The sequence below is a fragment of the Undibacterium sp. Dicai25W genome (assembly GCF_049340505.1).
GTDB classification, from domain to species: domain Bacteria; phylum Pseudomonadota; class Gammaproteobacteria; order Burkholderiales; family Burkholderiaceae_D; genus Undibacterium; species Undibacterium jejuense.
Genome location: NZ_JBMPOQ010000003.1, coordinates 184,973 through 203,136, shown reverse-complemented (window position 1 = coordinate 203,136; position 18,164 = coordinate 184,973). Strand labels below are relative to the sequence as shown.

At 45.7% G+C, this 18,164-nt stretch carries 12 protein-coding genes and 1 riboswitch; of the genes, 3 read left to right on the top strand and 9 right to left on the bottom strand.

Features of this window, described 5'->3' with window-relative positions; translation table 11 throughout:
* Positions 1-16: 16 nt before the first annotated feature.
* From ACO0KY_RS05670 to ACO0KY_RS05635, 8 genes are all read right to left on the bottom strand, one after another.
* Positions 17-451, bottom strand: coding sequence for a YeeE/YedE family protein (locus ACO0KY_RS05670; RefSeq protein ID WP_186910491.1), 435 nt, complete (start codon positions 449-451; stop codon positions 17-19).
* Positions 452-556: 105 nt separating this feature from the next.
* Complete coding sequence (locus ACO0KY_RS05665) at positions 557-1,783, bottom strand: MFS transporter (protein WP_423044794.1); 1,227 nt, start codon at positions 1,781-1,783, stop codon at positions 557-559.
* 161 nt (positions 1,784-1,944) lie between these two features.
* Positions 1,945-5,979 carry a translocation/assembly module TamB domain-containing protein gene (locus ACO0KY_RS05660; protein WP_423044793.1) on the bottom strand — a complete coding sequence of 1,345 codons (4,035 nt, stop codon included), beginning with the start codon at positions 5,977-5,979 and terminating at the stop codon, positions 1,945-1,947.
* A 115-nt stretch (positions 5,980-6,094) separates the two neighbouring features.
* Complete coding sequence (locus ACO0KY_RS05655) at positions 6,095-8,050, bottom strand: autotransporter assembly complex protein TamA (RefSeq protein WP_186910488.1); 1,956 nt, start codon at positions 8,048-8,050, stop codon at positions 6,095-6,097.
* A gap of 6 nt (positions 8,051-8,056) precedes the next feature.
* Positions 8,057-8,500 (bottom strand): ExbD/TolR family protein, encoded by a 444-nt coding sequence (locus ACO0KY_RS05650; RefSeq protein ID WP_423044792.1) that lies wholly within the window; start codon positions 8,498-8,500, stop codon positions 8,057-8,059.
* A gap of 13 nt (positions 8,501-8,513) precedes the next feature.
* Complete coding sequence (tolQ, locus tag ACO0KY_RS05645) at positions 8,514-9,209, bottom strand: protein TolQ (RefSeq protein WP_423044791.1); 696 nt, start codon at positions 9,207-9,209, stop codon at positions 8,514-8,516.
* Between the two features lie 87 nt (positions 9,210-9,296).
* Positions 9,297-9,698: a tol-pal system-associated acyl-CoA thioesterase gene (gene ybgC, locus ACO0KY_RS05640; RefSeq protein WP_423044790.1), complete on the bottom strand. Its 402-nt coding sequence runs from the start codon at positions 9,696-9,698 to the stop codon at positions 9,297-9,299.
* A 136-nt stretch (positions 9,699-9,834) separates the two neighbouring features.
* Positions 9,835-10,587 (bottom strand): SDR family NAD(P)-dependent oxidoreductase, encoded by a 753-nt coding sequence (locus tag ACO0KY_RS05635; protein WP_423044789.1) that lies wholly within the window; start codon positions 10,585-10,587, stop codon positions 9,835-9,837.
* Positions 10,588-10,843: 256 nt separating this feature from the next.
* A riboswitch (ZMP/ZTP riboswitch) is annotated at positions 10,844-10,971 on the top strand.
* Positions 10,972-11,076: 105 nt separating this feature from the next.
* Between ACO0KY_RS05635 and glyA the strand changes: the two genes are divergently transcribed.
* The 3 genes from glyA (at position 11,077) to ACO0KY_RS05620 (ending at position 14,418) form a co-directional block, all read left to right on the top strand.
* A complete protein-coding gene (glyA, locus tag ACO0KY_RS05630; protein WP_186910483.1) occupies positions 11,077-12,327 on the top strand; it encodes a serine hydroxymethyltransferase in 1,251 nt (416 codons plus the stop codon).
* A 99-nt stretch (positions 12,328-12,426) separates the two neighbouring features.
* Positions 12,427-12,906, top strand: a complete 480-nt coding sequence (nrdR, locus tag ACO0KY_RS05625; RefSeq protein WP_186910482.1) for a transcriptional regulator NrdR — start codon at positions 12,427-12,429, stop codon at positions 12,904-12,906.
* 633 nt (positions 12,907-13,539) lie between these two features.
* Complete coding sequence (locus ACO0KY_RS05620; RefSeq protein ID WP_423044788.1) at positions 13,540-14,418, top strand: hypothetical protein; 879 nt, start codon at positions 13,540-13,542, stop codon at positions 14,416-14,418.
* 129 nt (positions 14,419-14,547) lie between these two features.
* Here the strand turns inward: ACO0KY_RS05620 and ACO0KY_RS05615 are convergent, their stop codons facing one another.
* Positions 14,548-17,766 carry a PAS domain S-box protein gene (locus ACO0KY_RS05615; RefSeq protein ID WP_423044787.1) on the bottom strand — a complete coding sequence of 1,073 codons (3,219 nt, stop codon included), beginning with the start codon at positions 17,764-17,766 and terminating at the stop codon, positions 14,548-14,550.
* Positions 17,767-18,164 lie beyond the last annotated feature (398 nt).

Sequence of the window (18,164 nt, the reverse complement as noted above, 5' to 3'; positions counted from 1 at the left end):
TCTTTTCTCAATTTTCTCAACTATGCAATACATGACGGATCACAAACACAGTGACAAATCCAGCGGCCATGAACGTCGTGGTCGCTACGAGAGAGCGTAAAGATAAGCGAGATAGCCCGCACACACCATGACCGCTAGTACAGCCAGCGCCATACCTCGTCCCAATCCCGACTAAAAACCCCGCTATTAACAAACGTCCCACACTAGCGTCTATCTGCAATATCGGCAATGGTGCGAAGCAGCTATATACGATAGGTGCAATCAACAGTCCCAATAAAAAACTGATACGCCAGTAGCCATTGCGATTAAATGGTTTCAATACGCCCGCTAAGATGCCACTGATACCGGCAACTTTTCCGTTCAGCAAGATCAACGCTGCTGCGGCGAGCCCTATCACAACCCCGCCTATCAAAGCAGACCACGGGGTAAACACGTTCCATGCAATGGACATTTTTTGCTTTCTATAGAGAAAAATAAAAAAACGTGCAGTGGAATCCCACAACACGTTTTGATTCTACAACATCGCTTTTTAATTAGCGACTGAGCTCTTCAAGCTTCAACTTACCTTGTGCGGTAGTTTCTCCAGATTAGGTAAAAAGGCCGCTGCCAACCCTAACAAAGGCAAGAACGAACAGACCTGATACACAAAATATATGTCAGTCATATCCGCTAACTTACCCAAGGCGGCTGCGCCTATCCCCCCCATACCGAACGCGAAACCAAAGAATAAACCAGAAATCGTACCTACTTTCCCTGGCACCAGTTCTTGCGCAAACACCAGAATGGCAGAAAATGCCGATGCCAATATCAAACCAATGACAACCGACAGCACCCCAGTCCAAAATAAATTCGCATAGGGCAACAACAAGGTGAATGGTGCCACGCCGAGGATAGAAACCCAGATTACCAGCTTACGTCCCACCTTGTCCCCTATCGGGCCACCAAGCACTGTGCCTGTTGCCACGGCAAATAAGAACACAAATAAATGGATCTGCGCGTCTTGTACCGACAAGTGAAATTTACTCATCAGGTAGAACGTAAAATAACTGCTTAAACTTGCCATGTAAAAGTATTTTGAGAAAATGAGCAGCATTAAAATCGCAATAGAAAATAGCACTTTATTGCGCGCCAAGATGACGTGTGAATGGGATGCCTGGGCTGGTCTGGCTTTGGCTTCCTGACGCTTACGTTTGTACCAGTTACCGATCTGCCACAAGATACCTATCGCCAACAAGGCTGCCACTGAGAACCACGCAATACTGGCTTGACCCCGTGGAATAATGATCCACGCTGCCAACAACGGCCCCATAGAACTGCCAGCATTACCGCCCACCTGAAAGATAGACTGCGCCAGACCATGACGTCCACCGGAAGCCATGCGCGCAACGCGTGAAGACTCGGGGTGAAAAATTGATGAACCAGTACCAACCAAGGCGGCAGCCAGCAGCACTAACCCGTAGTTCGGCGCAACCGACAATAATAGCAAGCCGACCAGAGTAAAGCCCATCCCCAATGCCAGTGAATAAGGTTTAGGATGTTTGTCAGTATAAAGCCCAACCACCGGTTGCAAAATTGATGCCGTGATCTGATACGTCAAAGTGATCAGTCCAATCTGAGCAAAATTCAGATTGAAATTCCCCTTTAAAAGTGGATAAATCGCCACAATCAGCGACTGGATCATATCATTAAGAAAATGGGCAAAGCTGATCGCCCCCAATACACGGAAACCGGTAACATCTTCCGTCCCGGGCGCCGCAGATAATTGCTTCGTTGCTGTTTGCATAGTCGTCATTAAAAGTAAGGGAAACCATGGAAGCGAATCAATCACGAAGAACTGATTCGAACATATGCACGCAGTGTAGAGAAAAATTGCACGTCACTATTGCGACATCTAGCCATAATTTGTCGCATTTACGCCAAATTAACACCGCATTTGTGTCTCGATCAATTAAATGAGAATGTGTAGTTAATATCGACCGCAGATTCACTACCGGTACGGCCAACTATCGTGATTCTACGCGTGAGTTGCCAGCTCAGTTTGACCGCTCCGCTGGCATCACCAAGACCACGTTCTACTGCCAATACCAAACCTGGCATCAGATGTTTACCGACACTCACTACCTGGTCGCTACCCGACGAACTAGTAGAAGTTGAAGTTGTTCCTGCGACGGTCTGCCCCGGAACATGCGATGAAGGTGCACCACTAGAATTTCCAATCGAAAACTCATCAAAACCCAGCCCCTGTACAATGTCTTTAGGAACATTACGACTGCCATCACCGCCAAATATCGCGGTCGCCGCAGACATTAATAGCGAAGCATCGCCACCAGCCAACTGATCAGAACCGCGGCCCAAGACCAGCCAGCTTAATTTTTCTGTGTCTGGCACATCAGGTTCGGAAACCAGTCGCACCTGTGGCGCCACTACGGTACCGACTACTTCGACCCCAGCCTCAACTGGTAAGCCTTTCCGCAAGGCACGAATATTCAAGCCGGGATTTGCAGGTGGCCCCTGAAAATTCAAATTGCCACGATCTATTGTCAACTGCTGTCCATATCCTTCGTAAGCGCCCTTTACCGTATTGATGGATCCGGTCGCTTGTAAAGGACTTCCGTCAAATGAACGCAAGCGCAAACTTCCGGCTAATCCGGTATCCAAGCCACGGCCAACAAATACAAAACGAGGCCCCATATCAAAATTAACGTCAATGCGGGTTTTTAAACCTTTTTTGGAGGCATTGGCTGCTGCATCTTTCTCAGTTGGCTTATCAGATTTTCTTTTAACGTTCACATCACTCGACAAACTTGGGGGCGGCAATTTAGGTAGTTTAAAATAAGCACCGTCAGCAACAACCTTGCCATTCAGACTCCAGACATTATTTGCCTCCACTATGCTGGCCTGACCCGATACTTGCAGCCATCGGTCTTTACGTTGCAACATTGGAAATTGCTTCCATTCCGCTTTGATTGAGCCGGTTTCCTTGCCAATATCTAGCTCCCCACTGGCATTAAATTCACCGCGCTTACCAATCGCATCCCAGTCCCTGAACTGTTCATGTTGTGGCAACATGGTTACTGTATTTGAAAACTGCAAGCGCGCCAGTTTTAAATGGGTATCATCGATTTGTGCATCTAACACACCATTCGGCAGTAACAGTCCTTCAGACGCAAATGCCACTTCCAGCTCTTTACCAGCAACGTTAGCGTGATAATGCGGCACACTCAAAGTTCCACTCAATTTGGCGTCAAGATTTAATTTACCTTTCAACACCAAACCCGGATTGATCAAGGAACCTACCCATTCAAGATCGGGAACAACCGCGTTAATGGTGCCGCCCAGCGGCGCAGCAGACGAAACACTCCACAGACCATTTTGCCTGCTCAAGAGAGAATCGGCCTGCATCCGAACTTGACCTAAGCGAGTTCCATCCGCATTCAAACTCAAACTCATACGTTGCCCATCTGTACCCGCAACCAGACCTCCAATGCGTACCTGCATTTTCAAGTCCTGAATACCTAATGGAATCGGTGTTCCGGTGCCGTCAGGATCGTTAAAACGCAGATCTCCGCTTTGCTTTTGTAGATTAATTTCTCCATGTACCGTATCAGCAAGCTGGATATTCCAATCAGCATTTAATTTCAGACTGCCAGTAACAGCGTATTGAGGTTTAATGAAGTTGAGTAAATCAGTCACTTTTGCATTAGAAATTCGTCCTCTTGTTTTCAATGAATCTGGCGTCCAGTCAAACTGCTCCATTTCGACATTAACCAGGCCACTCTCGAGTTGGACATTGCCCACGTGCACCGCCTGTGCAGAAATAGTGACCGGCGCTGGGTTCAGCAAGCGAGCACTGGTTTGTCCATTTAATCCCAAACTCTGTAATTGGCCAGTCCAGCCCCACGGGCTTTCCTTACCGTGCTGTGGTGGCTGCAATCCACCATTGATTTGTGCTTGTACGTTCTGCTGCCCCGGCAACTGCAACTGTAAAGCAATTTGATGTGCGTCGCGGCGACCTTTTAATCCCAATTTGATCTGTTCAATTTTATCTTCAGATTCCGAGGTCAGCTTTGTATCTGATCTCACATGGTGTGCACTGATTTCGCCATCAAAAACACCATTACTGGCGTGCGACAAGCTCAATTTTCCAAGTAAATTTTCGAGAGAATATTCCTGCTGCTTTTTTGAAAACTGAAGTTTTCCAGATTGCATATTAAGCTGACCAGCAAGCTCAGAAAACTTCCCCTCTAAAACAACATTCGCCTTAAGATCACCATTGATTGTCATCTGCTGATTCGCGAGCAATGCATTCAATTCGTTTAATTGCGGCGCATCCAACTGTAACTTAAGCACATCACTTACATTGCCCCAAGCCCCTTGTGCATTCAGATGATTGCTACCCCAGCGTAAATCCATCTGATGCACTTGTAGTTGTGCGGTTTGCCACTGCACACCCATCGTTCCTTGCACGGTCTGCCCTGCGTATTGCCCTTGTAAGTGCGGCAAACTCAATGCAACCTGGAGTTGTGGCATTAATTGACCTGAGGTGGTGAGTTCCGCTTGGAGGTGACCAGCAGGCACATCTATCCATTTTGAAGGATCAAAATTAACCAGACTTCCTTTAAAATGAAATGGCTGATTGCCAGCAAATGAGATGTCACCCTGCCCTTCAACATGCGAATCTTGCGATGCCAACTTAATTTGTTTAAGGGTCAGCAACTGCTTTTGAATATCGTAATTCAACTCCGAATTAAGCAGAGTTCCTTTGTCGTGCAATTGTGCCTGAACCTGAATATTCTCCTTGGTTTGCGCAGTAATTTCGCCATTGATCTGGGTATGGCGTAAACGTTGATCGATTTTCAGCAAGTCGATATTCGACAATTGAATTCGCGCTTCGGCTTGGGGTTGCTTTGCATGCCAATTGACTTGCGCATCACCGCGTGCAGCACCATCACCGTCAAATTGGATTTGCAAATCAGGGAGACGCAAACGCGTGCCGCGCCACTCAAACTGACTACTCATGCCTTTTATTGGTAAGGCATTTTTATCTAAAGTGGCAACCGCTGTATTAGTCACACGCAGTGATCCAATCAGATCATCAGTTTGTTTTTTTAGCTTGAGATCAGGATGTGCATCCGCCCAAATCCGCAAATCTGCGACTGGTGCACTGGCATGCCAAGCCGCCGGATTAAAGTGTTCAACATCAATCTGCAATTGCTTTAAAACTTGCTCATCGAATGGTGCGATGGTTGCGTTTGCATGGCCAGTTAATGCAGAAGATTCTGCGGCAGATACGGCAGCAGATAAACCATCCGGCTGCTTCGTTTGTTCGTTGAGTTGCGCCTGCAGTGAGAGCTTTAGCGTTTGCAAATTACCACTTGCATTCGCTAGCACATACATTGCCGGAATCTGGGGGGTGACCTGACCCTGCAAATTGGCATTACCTTTGAGCGCAAACGGTCTTTGCGCATTTAGGTTCAAAGAGTCAGACTGGATGCGCCCCCATGGCGAATTGAATGCCAGCCTGGCCTGATACTGGTGTAGATCAAAACTCATTTCTCCGGTTAGAGCACTCAGTTTCAGACTATCAGTTTGCTTGCCACCAGGCGTCAAATCAGCAATCAGCAATTCACCTACTGCAAGATCCTTTGCTGATAAGCTGAGCGGCAAGTGCAAGTCGTTTGGCAGACTAGCGGGGGAATTACTTGGTACCGTGGCAATAAGCAATGCGCTGACATGCAGTCGATCGATCAACGCCTGTTTATGCCACAGAGCGAAAGGCCGCCAGATTAAATGAACACCACTCGCTTCAATTTTTAAATCAGTTGAATGATATGATAACTTCTCGAATTCCAGCTCATCACCGACTGAGCCCTTGACACCAGTGGCCTGCAAAGATCCTGCGCTCAGAGAATGCGCGACAGAAAATAAGGTCTGAGTACCACTTTCAGTTTTAATTGCCCAGGCCAGCAATATACTCAAACATAAGAGCACCAAAAAAAATGTCGCGAATAGTAATTTCAGAACAGAAAAGCGTCTGCGCCCAGCAATTGGGGACTCATTATCAGGCGCTTGCGGAGACACTTTTTGTTCCATATCAGAAAGCAATCGCAATAGAAAAATCTAAACGTAATTTCTTAGTCTGCTTACCATAAGCGAGATCCAGGGCAATCGGACCAGCAGGCGTACGATAACGGCCACCTACCCCGAATGCCTGATACATCTTCAGGTCGCGCCAACTATCTGAGGCATCACCCGCATCAACAAAGGTAGCGATGCCCCAGGTGCGATCCAGCCAATGCACGTATTCTGCACTGACAACGGACATAACGCGACCGCCTGTGACCGCTAGTCCCTGCTGAATTCCCAGGCTCTGATAAGAGTAACCGCGCACGGTAGAACTGCCGCCCGTCCTGAACAAATAATCTTCCGGAATACCTTCAATACTGTCTGAAAACACTTGCCCGGCTTCTGCACGTAAAATAATGCTATCTGCTGTGCCAACAGGTATCCAACGTTGATATTTTCCATAGACCCGGAAGAATCGCTGGTCAGACAGGGCGGCTTTTTCCGAACCAGCTAAATCAAGTTGATAAATTTCACCTTTACGCGGGGCAAATGTATCGTCCACATCGCGCCAGGTCCAGCCTATACTTGCCACCAGCGCTCGATTAATTTGTGTTGGTTCACTCTCAATCGATACTTTTTCCCGAACCAGATTAAGCCCCAACCGTTGTTCAACATGACCATTGGTTGATGTACGTTTAATACCCACCGCATTTTTAACTGTCAGTACGTCAGAAACATTTTCACGATCAGAAATGACACCAAACGAATCAAGTTTGTTATCGTAAGGGGGTAAATAAATATCCGCGAAGCCAACCTGACGCTTTTGCTCTATCCGGATTGCACTTCGCAAATCCCATGCCCGTCCCAATATATCCCGATCGCGATACGCGATCTCACCTCGAAACCCTGTGTTAGAACTATAACCGAGACCAAAACTCAAATCACGCGGCTTACGCTCAACGAGGTTGACCTCAATGGGAACACTTTTTGCCTTTTCAGGGTCAGCTTCTATGGCTACTGCAACCGACGCAAAATAAGGTGAGTTCTGCAAAGCCCGCTGAAATTCAAGTAACCGCGCACGTGAATACAACTCACCTTCACGCGGTGGTTGATAACGATCTAATATCCAACGTTGATAACGTTTCAAGCCAGTAACCTGAAGCGCCCCAAAAGTAAAAACAGGACCACTATCAACTTCCAAAACAAGATCAGCATTGTGGGCATCAGCATCAACATTTGCTTCACTATCAATCAGCTTCGCTGAAGCATAAACATTGGTGCGCAAATTTTCCGTCAAAAGATTTTTGGATTGACTCCAGGCATCTTCAGTAAATGGCTTTCCAACAGTCAACTTCCAGGTTTTCAAGGCTTCTTCACGGCGCGCTATTGCACTCTGATCTTGCGCTTGAACGGCATCATTCAAGGCGCCGGTAAATTGAATATTGACGCTTGTTATTTTCGTCCTTGGGCCGGGATCAATATGCACATTAATCACTTTTTCGGCACTGGATCTGGCATCCCTGAGCGCTACTTCATCCAGATTTTCAAATTGAATTTGAGGAGAAAAATAACCCTCTGTCGCCAGAATATCGCCGATATCCTGACGCATCCTGCGGAGCAATGATGGAGTAATATTTTGCGGTTCAGGATTGCTTACAAATTCAGGAATATGTTCACGCAAAAGAACCGACCACTCATTTTTTTCCGTCACCAAACGAAAACTACCACTCATACGTAAGGATTTGCCAGGTGAGGTTTTCCCGGCTTCATCAACTAGAGCATCGCTGCTGACATCAGCCTTCGCCTGATCAGTCGCATCATTAGTAGCGCTGTTAGAAGCACCACCTGAAACAACTACTTCTTTAGCGTTGCTAACAAGAGTTTGCGTTTTTTCCAAAATGGCGGCTTCTTGCGCCCAACCTGATCCACTGACAATACTCATCAGCAGCAAAGTGAAACGCGGGGGGAAAAAAGAAGCAGCCATCCTTGATTATTTTGTAGCCAAACCAACGCGATTGAAGCCAAGCTTTTTCGCGTCAGAAATTACCTGGACCACATTGTCGTATTCCACCTTTTTATCTGCCGAAACCAATACAGCCAAATCGGGGTTTTTGTCGTGATACTCGCGCAGTTTTAGCATCAATTTTTCACGATCCGAGGTTTCTTCTTTATCGTCAGAAGGGTTATTGCCACTACCATCTGTTTTACTCTTAATCCCGATTGCCCAGGTATTATTCTTGGAAATAGAAATTTCAATGTAAGAAGATGGTGGCTGTGTAGATTGCCCTGCCGTCGGTAGATTAATCACGCTCGGATTCGTCATCGGTGCGCAGACCATAAAAATAATCAGCAATACCAGCATCACGTCAATATAAGGAACGACGTTAATCTCGGCTTTAAATTTGCGTTTACGTTCGCCACGCAGAGAACTCATGCAGCCTCAATGATCAACGTGACTGACGTTGCAAAATATTAGAGAATTCTTCGATAAAAGTTTCGAAGCGTATCGCCAGGCGGTCGATTTCATGCGAGTAGCGGTTATATGCTAACACCGCAGGAATCGCAGCAAACAACCCAATTGCTGTCGCAATCAAAGCCTCAGCAATACCGGGCGCTACTGCGGCGAGTGTCGCTTGCTGCACATTCGCCAGGCCACGAAAAGAATTCATAATCCCCCACACGGTACCGAACAAACCGATGTAAGGCGAAACCGAGCCAACCGATGCAAGGAAAGACAAGTGCGATTCCAACATATCCATTTCGCGCTGATAGGCAGCACGCATCGCACGGCGAGCACCATCGAGCATAGCACTGGCATCGAGTGAAGCCTTATTGGCGTTTTTGACTTTCTGGTATTCGCTCATACCCGCTTCAAAAATTCTTTCTAAAGCCCCCATCTTGCCACTTGCATTGCGTCGACTATTCGCCGCTTCCTGGTATAACTCGACCAGATTGCCGCCCGACCAGAAATTACGTTCAAAGTGTTCAGTCTGAGCGCGGGCCTTTTTGATCGCAAACATTTTGCTGAAAATATACGTCCAGCTGGTCAGCGAAACACCGAGTAACAGCACCAACACCAATTGCACCAATATCGATGCATTACTAATCAGGCTTAAAAATGAAAGATCTTGTGTAGCAGTCATAAAATCAGATAAAAAACAGATGAAAGTAAAAATGGCGGAACATCGCAACTTCAAAAAAGATCAGCGAATTTCCAGCGCGCGTAGCGACTATACAGAAATCTTTGCCAATATAACATCAGGAATTGCAGCTGGACGCAAACTGGTCGCACCAACGCATCCGACTTTAATTTTGCCTGAAACCAACAAACGATCGCCGCACCATGCTTCCTGAATAAATTGCACGGAAGCACGTCCCAGCTTTTCGACCACAACCGTGAGCCTTAGTTCATCATCAAGACGCGCTGGTGCATGATAATCGACTGCAGTTGCTTTAACGACAAACATCACCTCAAATTCTTGCGTCAGTTGTTGTTGATTAACGCCTGAGGCACGTAACCATTCGGTACGGGCACGTTCAAAAAATTTAAGGTAGTTGGCATAAAAAACGATACCACCAGCATCGGTGTCTTCATAATACACCCTGGCATTCCAGATAAAATCTTCTCGCATTATTTATTCGTTTGACGGGAGTATCCTGCATTTTACTTCTTTCGTCCCTGCAATATTGGAGCGATCGCCAGAAGTTTAAGGGTACTCCCTTGAGTATAAGGAAAAATCATTCACTCGTTGGGGATGAATTTAACAATCAGACTGGCTGACGCTTAATGTTCAAAGGACCAAAACCCTGACATGTCGGCATCATTTCTATGTAATTGATGTTCACATGCGAAGGCAAAGTGGCGATCCAATACGTGGTTTCTGCGATATCGATCGCGGTCAAGGGCACCGTACCTTCATAAACTTTGGCAGCCGCTTCATCATTGCCACGGAAACGCACATTCGAAAACTCGGTACCGCCACACAAACCAGGCGCGATATTGGTGGTTCTGACGCCAGTCCCGACCATGTCGGCACGCAGGTTTTTAGTGAACTGATCCACAAATGCCTTGGTTGCGCCATACACATTGCCACCTGGATACGCTGTCGAACCTGCGATAGAGCCAATATTGACGATCATGCCACTGTTGCGCGCCACCATCTCAGGCAAAATCGCGCGTGTCATCGTCACCAGTCCTTTGCAATTGGTATCTATCATCGTATCCCATTCGTCCTGAGATGCCAGATGCGCTGGCTCAGTACCAAGAGCCAAACCAGCATTATTGACCAAAACATCAATATTTTTCCATGTAGCTGGCAACTCTGCCAATACTTTCGTGATCGATGCTTTATGAGTCACATCGAGTTCAACAGGCAATAAATTCTCGCCCAACTCAGCTTGTAGTGCTGCCAAACGATCCACCCTGCGCGCTGCAGCGATGACTTTATGTCCCTCGCGCACGAATTTTCTTGCTATTTCCTCGCCAAAACCTGAACTTGCACCAGTAACTAATACAATCATACAATTTCCTTTAAGACAATAAGCAACCAGCAAAGTAAACTTGCACGATAGTAACGTGCAAATCCTCTGAAATACGATGCCCTCTATTCTAAGTGCTTTTGTGCATCACAGCAGGACTTCTGCTCGACCTAAGCAACGCCAAAATGGTTAAGGGGTAATTTTGCGTCAACTTGGATAAGTAGATTCCACAACTAAACAAAAGTTAGGTCTACCCGCTTGCCCATTCATAAGGCATCACGTAAAATCTGCGCACCATTTCGTCTCACGTGACTGGCGAAAACGTCGACTGGTCTGTTATTTGATCATCAACAAAAGATGGAGATCCATCGGGAAGCGTGAGATTTCGGGGTCGTAAGACCTCAGCCGTGCGCCTGGGTAGCCTGATGGTAAATTTGTGAGGCTGCCACTCTACGACCACGTCCGACTGACACCTCATAGAAAACAATCACCGATCTAGTTTTTTACATTAACAGGAAAATCAGGAAAGCCATGTTTGCCAAAAATCATACCCTCGCCAATATTGATCCAGAATTGTTCGCAACCATTCAACTGGAAAACCATCGCCAGGAAGAACATATCGAGCTGATCGCCTCTGAAAACTACACATCACCAGCGGTCATGGAAGCCCAAGGCTCCCAACTGACGAACAAATACGCTGAAGGTTATCCAGGCAAACGCTATTACGGCGGTTGCGAACACGTTGACGTAGTAGAACAATTGGCGATTGACCGCCTGAAACAATTGTTCGGTGCAAATTTTGCTAACGTACAACCAAATTCTGGCTCACAAGCCAACCAAGGCGTTTTCTTTGCATTACTCAACCCGGGCGACACCATCATGGGCATGAGCCTGGCTGAAGGCGGTCACCTGACTCATGGCATGCCATTGAATATGTCTGGTAAATGGTTCAATGTCGTTTCTTATGGCCTGGATGCAAATGAAGACATCGACTACGACGCCATGGAAAAACTGGCACGCGAAACAAAGCCAAAATTGATCATCGCTGGCGCATCCGCATTTGCCCTGCGTATTGATTTTGAACGTTTCAGCAAAATCGCCAAAGAAATCGGCGCTTACTTCATGGTCGACATGGCGCACTATGCAGGTTTGATCGCCGCTGGCGTGTACCCTAACCCAGTCCCATTTGCTGACGTTGTCACATCCACGACACACAAGAGCTTGCGCGGTCCACGCGGCGGCATTATTTTGTCGAACGACGAAGCGATTGCAAAGAAAATCAACTCTGCGATTTTCCCGGGTTTGCAAGGTGGTCCATTGATGCATGTGATTGCTGGTAAAGCGGTGGCGTTCAAAGAAGCGCTCACACCAGAATTCAAAGCGTATCAAGAACAAGTCGTCAAAAATGCTGCTGCACTGGCGCAAACATTGACAGAACGCGGCTTGCGTATCGTTTCTGGTCGCACTGAATCTCACGTGATGCTGGTTGATTTGCGTCCAAAAGGTTTGACCGGTAAAGAAGCGGAAGCGATTTTGGGCTCTGCTCACATGACTTGCAACAAAAACGGTATTCCTAATGATCCACAAAAACCGATGGTCACTTCTGGTATTCGCCTTGGTAGCCCAGCGTTCACCACACGTGGTTTTAAAGAAGCAGAAGCGATCAAAGTCGGTCATTTGATTGCTGACGTGTTGGATAATCCTAACGATGCAGCAACAATCGAACGCGTTAAAGCAGAAGTTAAAAAACTGACTAGTGCTTTCCCAGTCTACGCGAAGTAAAATAGTGTAAAGCATTTCGTCACTGATGAACGCCACTCGATGAGTGGCGTTTTATTAAGTAACATGCGACGCAACAATTAAAGAGACTAACGTACCTACATGAAATGCCCCTACTGCCATAACGACGACACCCAGGTGATCGATACTCGCGTTTCTGAAGAAGGCAATGTTATGCGCCGCCGCCGCCGCTGCGCTCATTGCGATAAGCGCTTCACAACCTATGAACGCATAGAATTGATCATGCCCGTTATCGTTAAAAAAAATGGCAGCCGCAGCGAGTATGAATCTTCCAAATTACGCGCCAGCCTGATGCTGGCTCTGCGCAAACGTCCGGTATCGGCCGAAGCAGTTGATAACGCCGTACAAAGCATAGAAGAAAAACTGCTCGCCAGCGGTGAACGTGAAATCATGTCAGTGCAACTCGGTGAACTGGTGATGCGCGAACTCAAACGTCTCGACAAAATCGCGTACATCCGCTTTGCTTCAGTCTATAAGAGCTTTGAAGATATTTCTGAATTCGCTGAAGCGATTCAAGAAGTCAATGTCGAGAACCGGCCTGCTGGCAAAAATAAAAAATAAGTCCGCTATTTGATTTTTTTGACTACCTAGGTATGGAGTCCAGCGGATAACATCAAATCAAAACTGCATTTGCAAGCCAAGATAAGTCATTACCGAACTTTGTGCTGCCTGAGTATTGTGCAAGTCATGCACCCCTGCAAGCAACAAAGTATTGTTTTCGCTTAAATCATAGTGAGCACCAACATTTAAATGAACTCACTTTGCGGTTAAGTTGACATCTATCAGAGGCAACTGATAAATGCTTGTTTGCCCGGCATGATTCATCAGAGTAGCGACGCTCACCTCCCAATAGCCATTGCCTGACGTTCCCGAATCATCAGTCATCATCGGCGGGTCACCCACTGCCAAAACGCTCAACGCTCACGAAGAACTCGCGACAATCAGGCTTTTCAAAGAATTCCGAACCAAAAGTTGCACGCAATGTGAATTATGCATGCTCAAAATCGGCTAAAACGAACCAGATTTAAGTAAGAAATAATTTCAACCGACTATCATTCAAGCAGCTAAAATCGCAGCACGCTGACCGCCTTTTTTAATCACAAACGACGTTACCTGAATGTTTTTGGCAAGCCGGTTCAACTATCAGCAACGATTGCCGTTAACCGTTACAGTAGTGTCTGCGGAGAATCTCAAATGAGCATTTCATCTATACCACCATTGCCCCCAGTTGCACCGGCAATTGCACCGGAACAAGCCAGCGTTGTGACACTCAACCCCAATGCTGTAGAACAAGCAAGTGCAGTGAACACAACCGAGACAGGCGATAGCATTGTTGAGTTGTCGAACCTTGCCCTACAACAAAACACACAACAACTATCAGTACAAAAACAAATTATCACGTTAAATAGCACTCAGGAAAATGCGCTAAAACATCTTGAAAGTCTTGCGGCCTCGACAAATGCCAATACCAGCAATAATCGAAGCGTCATCGATCAACGCACTCCTGCGACATTCGATACTACCGAAGCCTTGCTCAACGCTGAACTAAAATCCACACTAAATAACGAAGCCTTCATTGACGCGATTAACACTGAAAGTCATGCTAGTGTTCTCAATGAGGTAAACACCAATGCTATCACCACCCCGAACACCGTAGTCACCAGTCCAAGTATCACGCAGTCAATTTCAGCAACAACAGGCAATATTATTAATCCTACTAACACGGCAGCGCAGTCCGTGCAAATTTACACAACACACATCACAATATCACCGCCAGTGGACCATGCAGCGATAGCAACGATCAACTCAATGGACTACGCAACCGAAACAGGCAGCAACCCTGCCGTTGCAGCCGCTATTGCTGCTTACCAGCTAAGCAATGGCATACTTAAAGACGAGGTTGACAAAACACCTGGGAAATTCAAGTTTGACGAAGTTTCGGTAAAAGGCGTTACTTTGCTTGATGCCACCGAAAGAATCAACGATAACGATGCCGAACAAAAAGCAAAGCGTGAAATACCTTGGATATGGAAACGCGTACTTAGAATAAAAAAGAAATTTATGAAAGCTTGAGCAATTCAATTTCTCAGGCTGCTAATACGAACCTGACGGTTCACATTCATTTGCCCGACTATCAGCGCATATAAACACACATCGATGCTTGAAAAGATGCTTTTTTTGAAAAACATGGTAATTAACTGGTTATATGCACTCCCAATTTCGTTGAGCGAGCCAGTATTTGATCCAAGTTTGAATTTCCTCGCCCGGCATTGGTTTGGCAATCCCATAACCTTGCACTAAATGGCAACCCATTCTCAATAGCTCATTACCATGCGCGAGCGTTTCTACACCTTCTGCAATAACCTGTCTATTAAAAGACTTTGCAAGGTTGATTACTGCGTTAACAATTCCATGATCCTCGGGGTCAGTCAGCATATCACGAACAAAACTTTGATCGATTTTGAGTGTATCGACCGGTAATTTTCGTAGGTAAGTTAATGATGAATATCCAGTCCCAAAGTCATCTAGCGATACCATCACTCCAATCCTATGACATTCAGCGAGTATTTCAACCGTTCTCGTTACATCGCTGATTGACACGCTCTCGAGCACCTCTAACTCCAGATGGGCTGCAGGTACCTCAGGGTGTTCGGCAAGAGCTAAACGCAGATCATTTAAGAATTCTGGGTGCATCAATTGATTCGCGCTAATATTTACACTGACTTTTAATGGAAATCCTTCTATTAGCCATTGCGAAGCTTTACGGATAGCGGTGGAAATAACCCATTTACCGATAGGATATTCAGCGGTGCTTCCTTCAACCTGCGGCAGAAAGGCTGCCGGACTAAGTAAACCGCGCTCTGGATGTTGCCAGCGGATAAGCGCTTCGACACCAACCACAGCACCGTTTCTTAAATCAACTTTAGGTTGAAAGTACAATGTCAATTCATCGTTTTGTAACGCGTTGTGCAGTCGACTAATAATTTCACGTTGTCGCTGCGCTTTTTGATCGCTGTCCGGATCAAAGAGATGATAGCGATTTTTACCTGATTCTTTGGCACGGTACATTGCTTGATCTGCGTGACGTAATAAGGTGTCAGCATCCGAATGATCGTTAGGATAGAGACTCACACCTATGCTTGCAGACACACTGATAACTGCCTTGTCTATCGTAATTGGTATCTTGATGGTGTTTAATATTCTATCCAATATGATTGAACACTCCTCGGGTCGTTCGCAGCCATTGATAAGTAAAACAAACTCATCGCCACCAAGACGTGAAAGGGTATCTTCCGCCCTCAGTACTTGTTTAAGATTATTAACAATCGCAACCAGTAGATCATCGCCAGCCTGATGCCCGAAATGATCATTGACGTATTTAAATCCATCCAAGTCGAGATAGCATACTGCCAGCGATTTACCTTGACGATCCGCTCTGACTATCGATTGCTGCAATCGATCAGACAACAGTCTTCGGTTCGGTGTGCCAGTTAAAGGATCGTAGTGGGCAACTCGATCCAGTTCTGCTTCATGTTCTTTCAAATGGCTGATATCTGAAAAAATTCCTATGTAATGTTCTATGCCATTTTTTTCGTCGACCACGCTAGAAATCGAAAGTAATACCGGATAGGTTTGGTCATTTTTTCGATGTCCCCACAATTCACCATTCCAATATTTATATTTACTCAGTGACAAATGCAATTGCTCATAGAATCGTCGCTTCAGCGGAGTGGCGAAGAGCGACTGGTACGATTTTCCAATTACTTCTTCTGCAGAAAATCCAGTAATCCGGCTAAAAGAGGGATTTGTGCGGGAAACCAACCCATCTGTGTTGACTACGACAATACCGTCATAGCTATTATCAAAAACTGTTGCCGCTTCCCGCAAGGACATTTCTAATTTTTTTCGTTCAGTAATATCGGTGTGGGTGCCCGATACCATGAGTGGGTTTCTACCGTCATCCCATTCTACAACTCGACCACGAGTTAATATCCATTTCCATTCGCCAGTCTTGGTGAGGCAACGAATTTCTTGCTCAAGATTTGGTAATTTGCCCTGGATATGTTTAAGTACCGTTTCCATGACAGAAACGAGATCATCTGGATGAACCAATTTCTCATAGCCACCATTGGCAACATCAACCTCTTCGAGCGTATAGCCTAGCATTTCAGCCCAGCGCGGGCTTACTTCGAGGGAATTTGATTGGATGTTCCAGTCCCAATAACCTTGGTCGGAGCCATCAATCACACGGGTCAGGCGCTTTTCACGGTCAAGCAGATTTGAATAGGTCTTTTTGATTTCCGTGGTGTCTGTTATGGTGCCGACCAAACGCGATGGCCTTCCGAGCAAATCACGTTCCACAATTTGGGCTTGAGTTGTTACCCAACTTTCTTTGGGACTCGAATTTGCAGCCAGGCGATAATCGAACTCGATATGTTCGGTATGACCTTCCAGATATTTGTCGATGGTTTTTAGCGTTTGCTCTAAGTCGTTGGGATGGATAGTTCGTTTAAAGTGATCAAAATCGTGGGTCTCCTGTTGTTTGTCGCTACCGGTAATTTTAAGATAGAGGTCAGACAAGTACACTGTACCGTTGATAAGATCCCAATCCCATAGTCCGCTATTGGTTGCAAGTAATGCTAGTTCCAGTCGCTGCCGTTCAACGATTAATGGCGTTACATTTTTAACGATCTTGCACGCGCCAACAACTTTTCCGTCCAGGTTACGAATGGGTGACGTAGTTACGGTGACGTGTATCAAGCGTCCACTTTTGTGAACACGTACCGTCTCAAGATGGTCGATTTTTTCCCCGTATTGCAGTTTTTCAAGAATGAATTTTTCTTCATCGAGTCTGTCTGGGGGGAATAAACGCAAAATGGATCTTCCCAACATCTCTTCTGCCTTGTAGCCAAACATAGCTTCGGCAGCACCGTTCCAGCTAGTTACCACTCCATCTAATGTCTTACCAATGACGGCATCATCCACTGAGTCAAGAATCGCTTGTATAAGCCCGGTCTCATACTTATTGACCATATCAGATCTAAAACAGAGCTCAGCTTCAGTAACGTCTCGTGCAAAAGAAATCACCGATGCAACATTTCCTGAAGAGTCTCTTTCTGCAACCAAACGAGAATGAAAATCACGGTTACCTTCGACGCCAGGAAATGTAAATGTAAGATCTCTTGATTCACCGGTACGAAACACATGCTCCAGCGCTTCGTCCCATTGAGTGACCAAGTCTTTTGGCATTCCTAATTCATAGTTTGTCTTTCCAACGAAATCTTTTGGTTTAAGACCGGTGTAGTTTTCGATCGCCGAGTTGACGTAGGTATGGCGCAAATTTGAATCGAACATTGCCACAATATCGATGTGAAAATCAGCGAATTGTGAAACGTATATGGGTCGTGCAAATCGTTGCATGGGAATAGCTCGTTAATTTATTCGTTAATTTATTCGTTAATTTAAAGAGAAACTGATCTGCGATCTTTTACGCGCCGCTTAAATTTTTTTACTACTAGAACTGACGGGGAATTCTCTTTATACATAACAATAGAGTTAACTTTTTACAAATTAATCTGTTTTATATAAACTCACTATTTCAATATAGTGCGAAGTTTCACATTTATCAATTTATTTAATAAATGTGAAAAGTGACCTCGACCACTTCAAAGACAGGTATTTTTAAATTCTCGCTGCAACGTAGAGAAAGATTTATTAAAGGTACGTGAACCATATTTATGATCTTATAAAAACATTGCAATTTAAAACGACAGAAGACGAGCTAAAAAAAATCAATCAATTAAACGGTAATGGCGTCT

What these genes read in the sequence shown, in the direction of transcription:
- ACO0KY_RS05635 (WP_423044789.1), bottom strand. Translation starts at nt 10,587, where the DNA reads ATGATTGTATTAGTTACTGGTGCAAGTTCAGGTTTTGGCGAGGAAATA.
- ACO0KY_RS05670 (WP_186910491.1), bottom strand. Translation starts at nt 451, where the DNA reads ATGTCCATTGCATGGAACGTGTTTACCCCGTGGTCTGCTTTGATAGGC.
- ACO0KY_RS05655 (WP_186910488.1), bottom strand. Translation starts at nt 8,050, where the DNA reads ATGGCTGCTTCTTTTTTCCCCCCGCGTTTCACTTTGCTGCTGATGAGT.
- ACO0KY_RS05650 (WP_423044792.1), bottom strand. Translation starts at nt 8,500, where the DNA reads ATGAGTTCTCTGCGTGGCGAACGTAAACGCAAATTTAAAGCCGAGATT.
- ACO0KY_RS05615 (WP_423044787.1), bottom strand. Translation starts at nt 17,766, where the DNA reads ATGCAACGATTTGCACGACCCATATACGTTTCACAATTCGCTGATTTT.
- ACO0KY_RS05665 (WP_423044794.1), bottom strand. Translation starts at nt 1,783, where the DNA reads ATGCAAACAGCAACGAAGCAATTATCTGCGGCGCCCGGGACGGAAGAT.
- nrdR (WP_186910482.1), top strand. Translation starts at nt 12,427, where the DNA reads ATGAAATGCCCCTACTGCCATAACGACGACACCCAGGTGATCGATACT.
- glyA (WP_186910483.1), top strand. Translation starts at nt 11,077, where the DNA reads ATGTTTGCCAAAAATCATACCCTCGCCAATATTGATCCAGAATTGTTC.
- ACO0KY_RS05620 (WP_423044788.1), top strand. Translation starts at nt 13,540, where the DNA reads ATGAGCATTTCATCTATACCACCATTGCCCCCAGTTGCACCGGCAATT.
- ybgC (WP_423044790.1), bottom strand. Translation starts at nt 9,698, where the DNA reads ATGCGAGAAGATTTTATCTGGAATGCCAGGGTGTATTATGAAGACACC.
- tolQ (WP_423044791.1), bottom strand. Translation starts at nt 9,209, where the DNA reads ATGACTGCTACACAAGATCTTTCATTTTTAAGCCTGATTAGTAATGCA.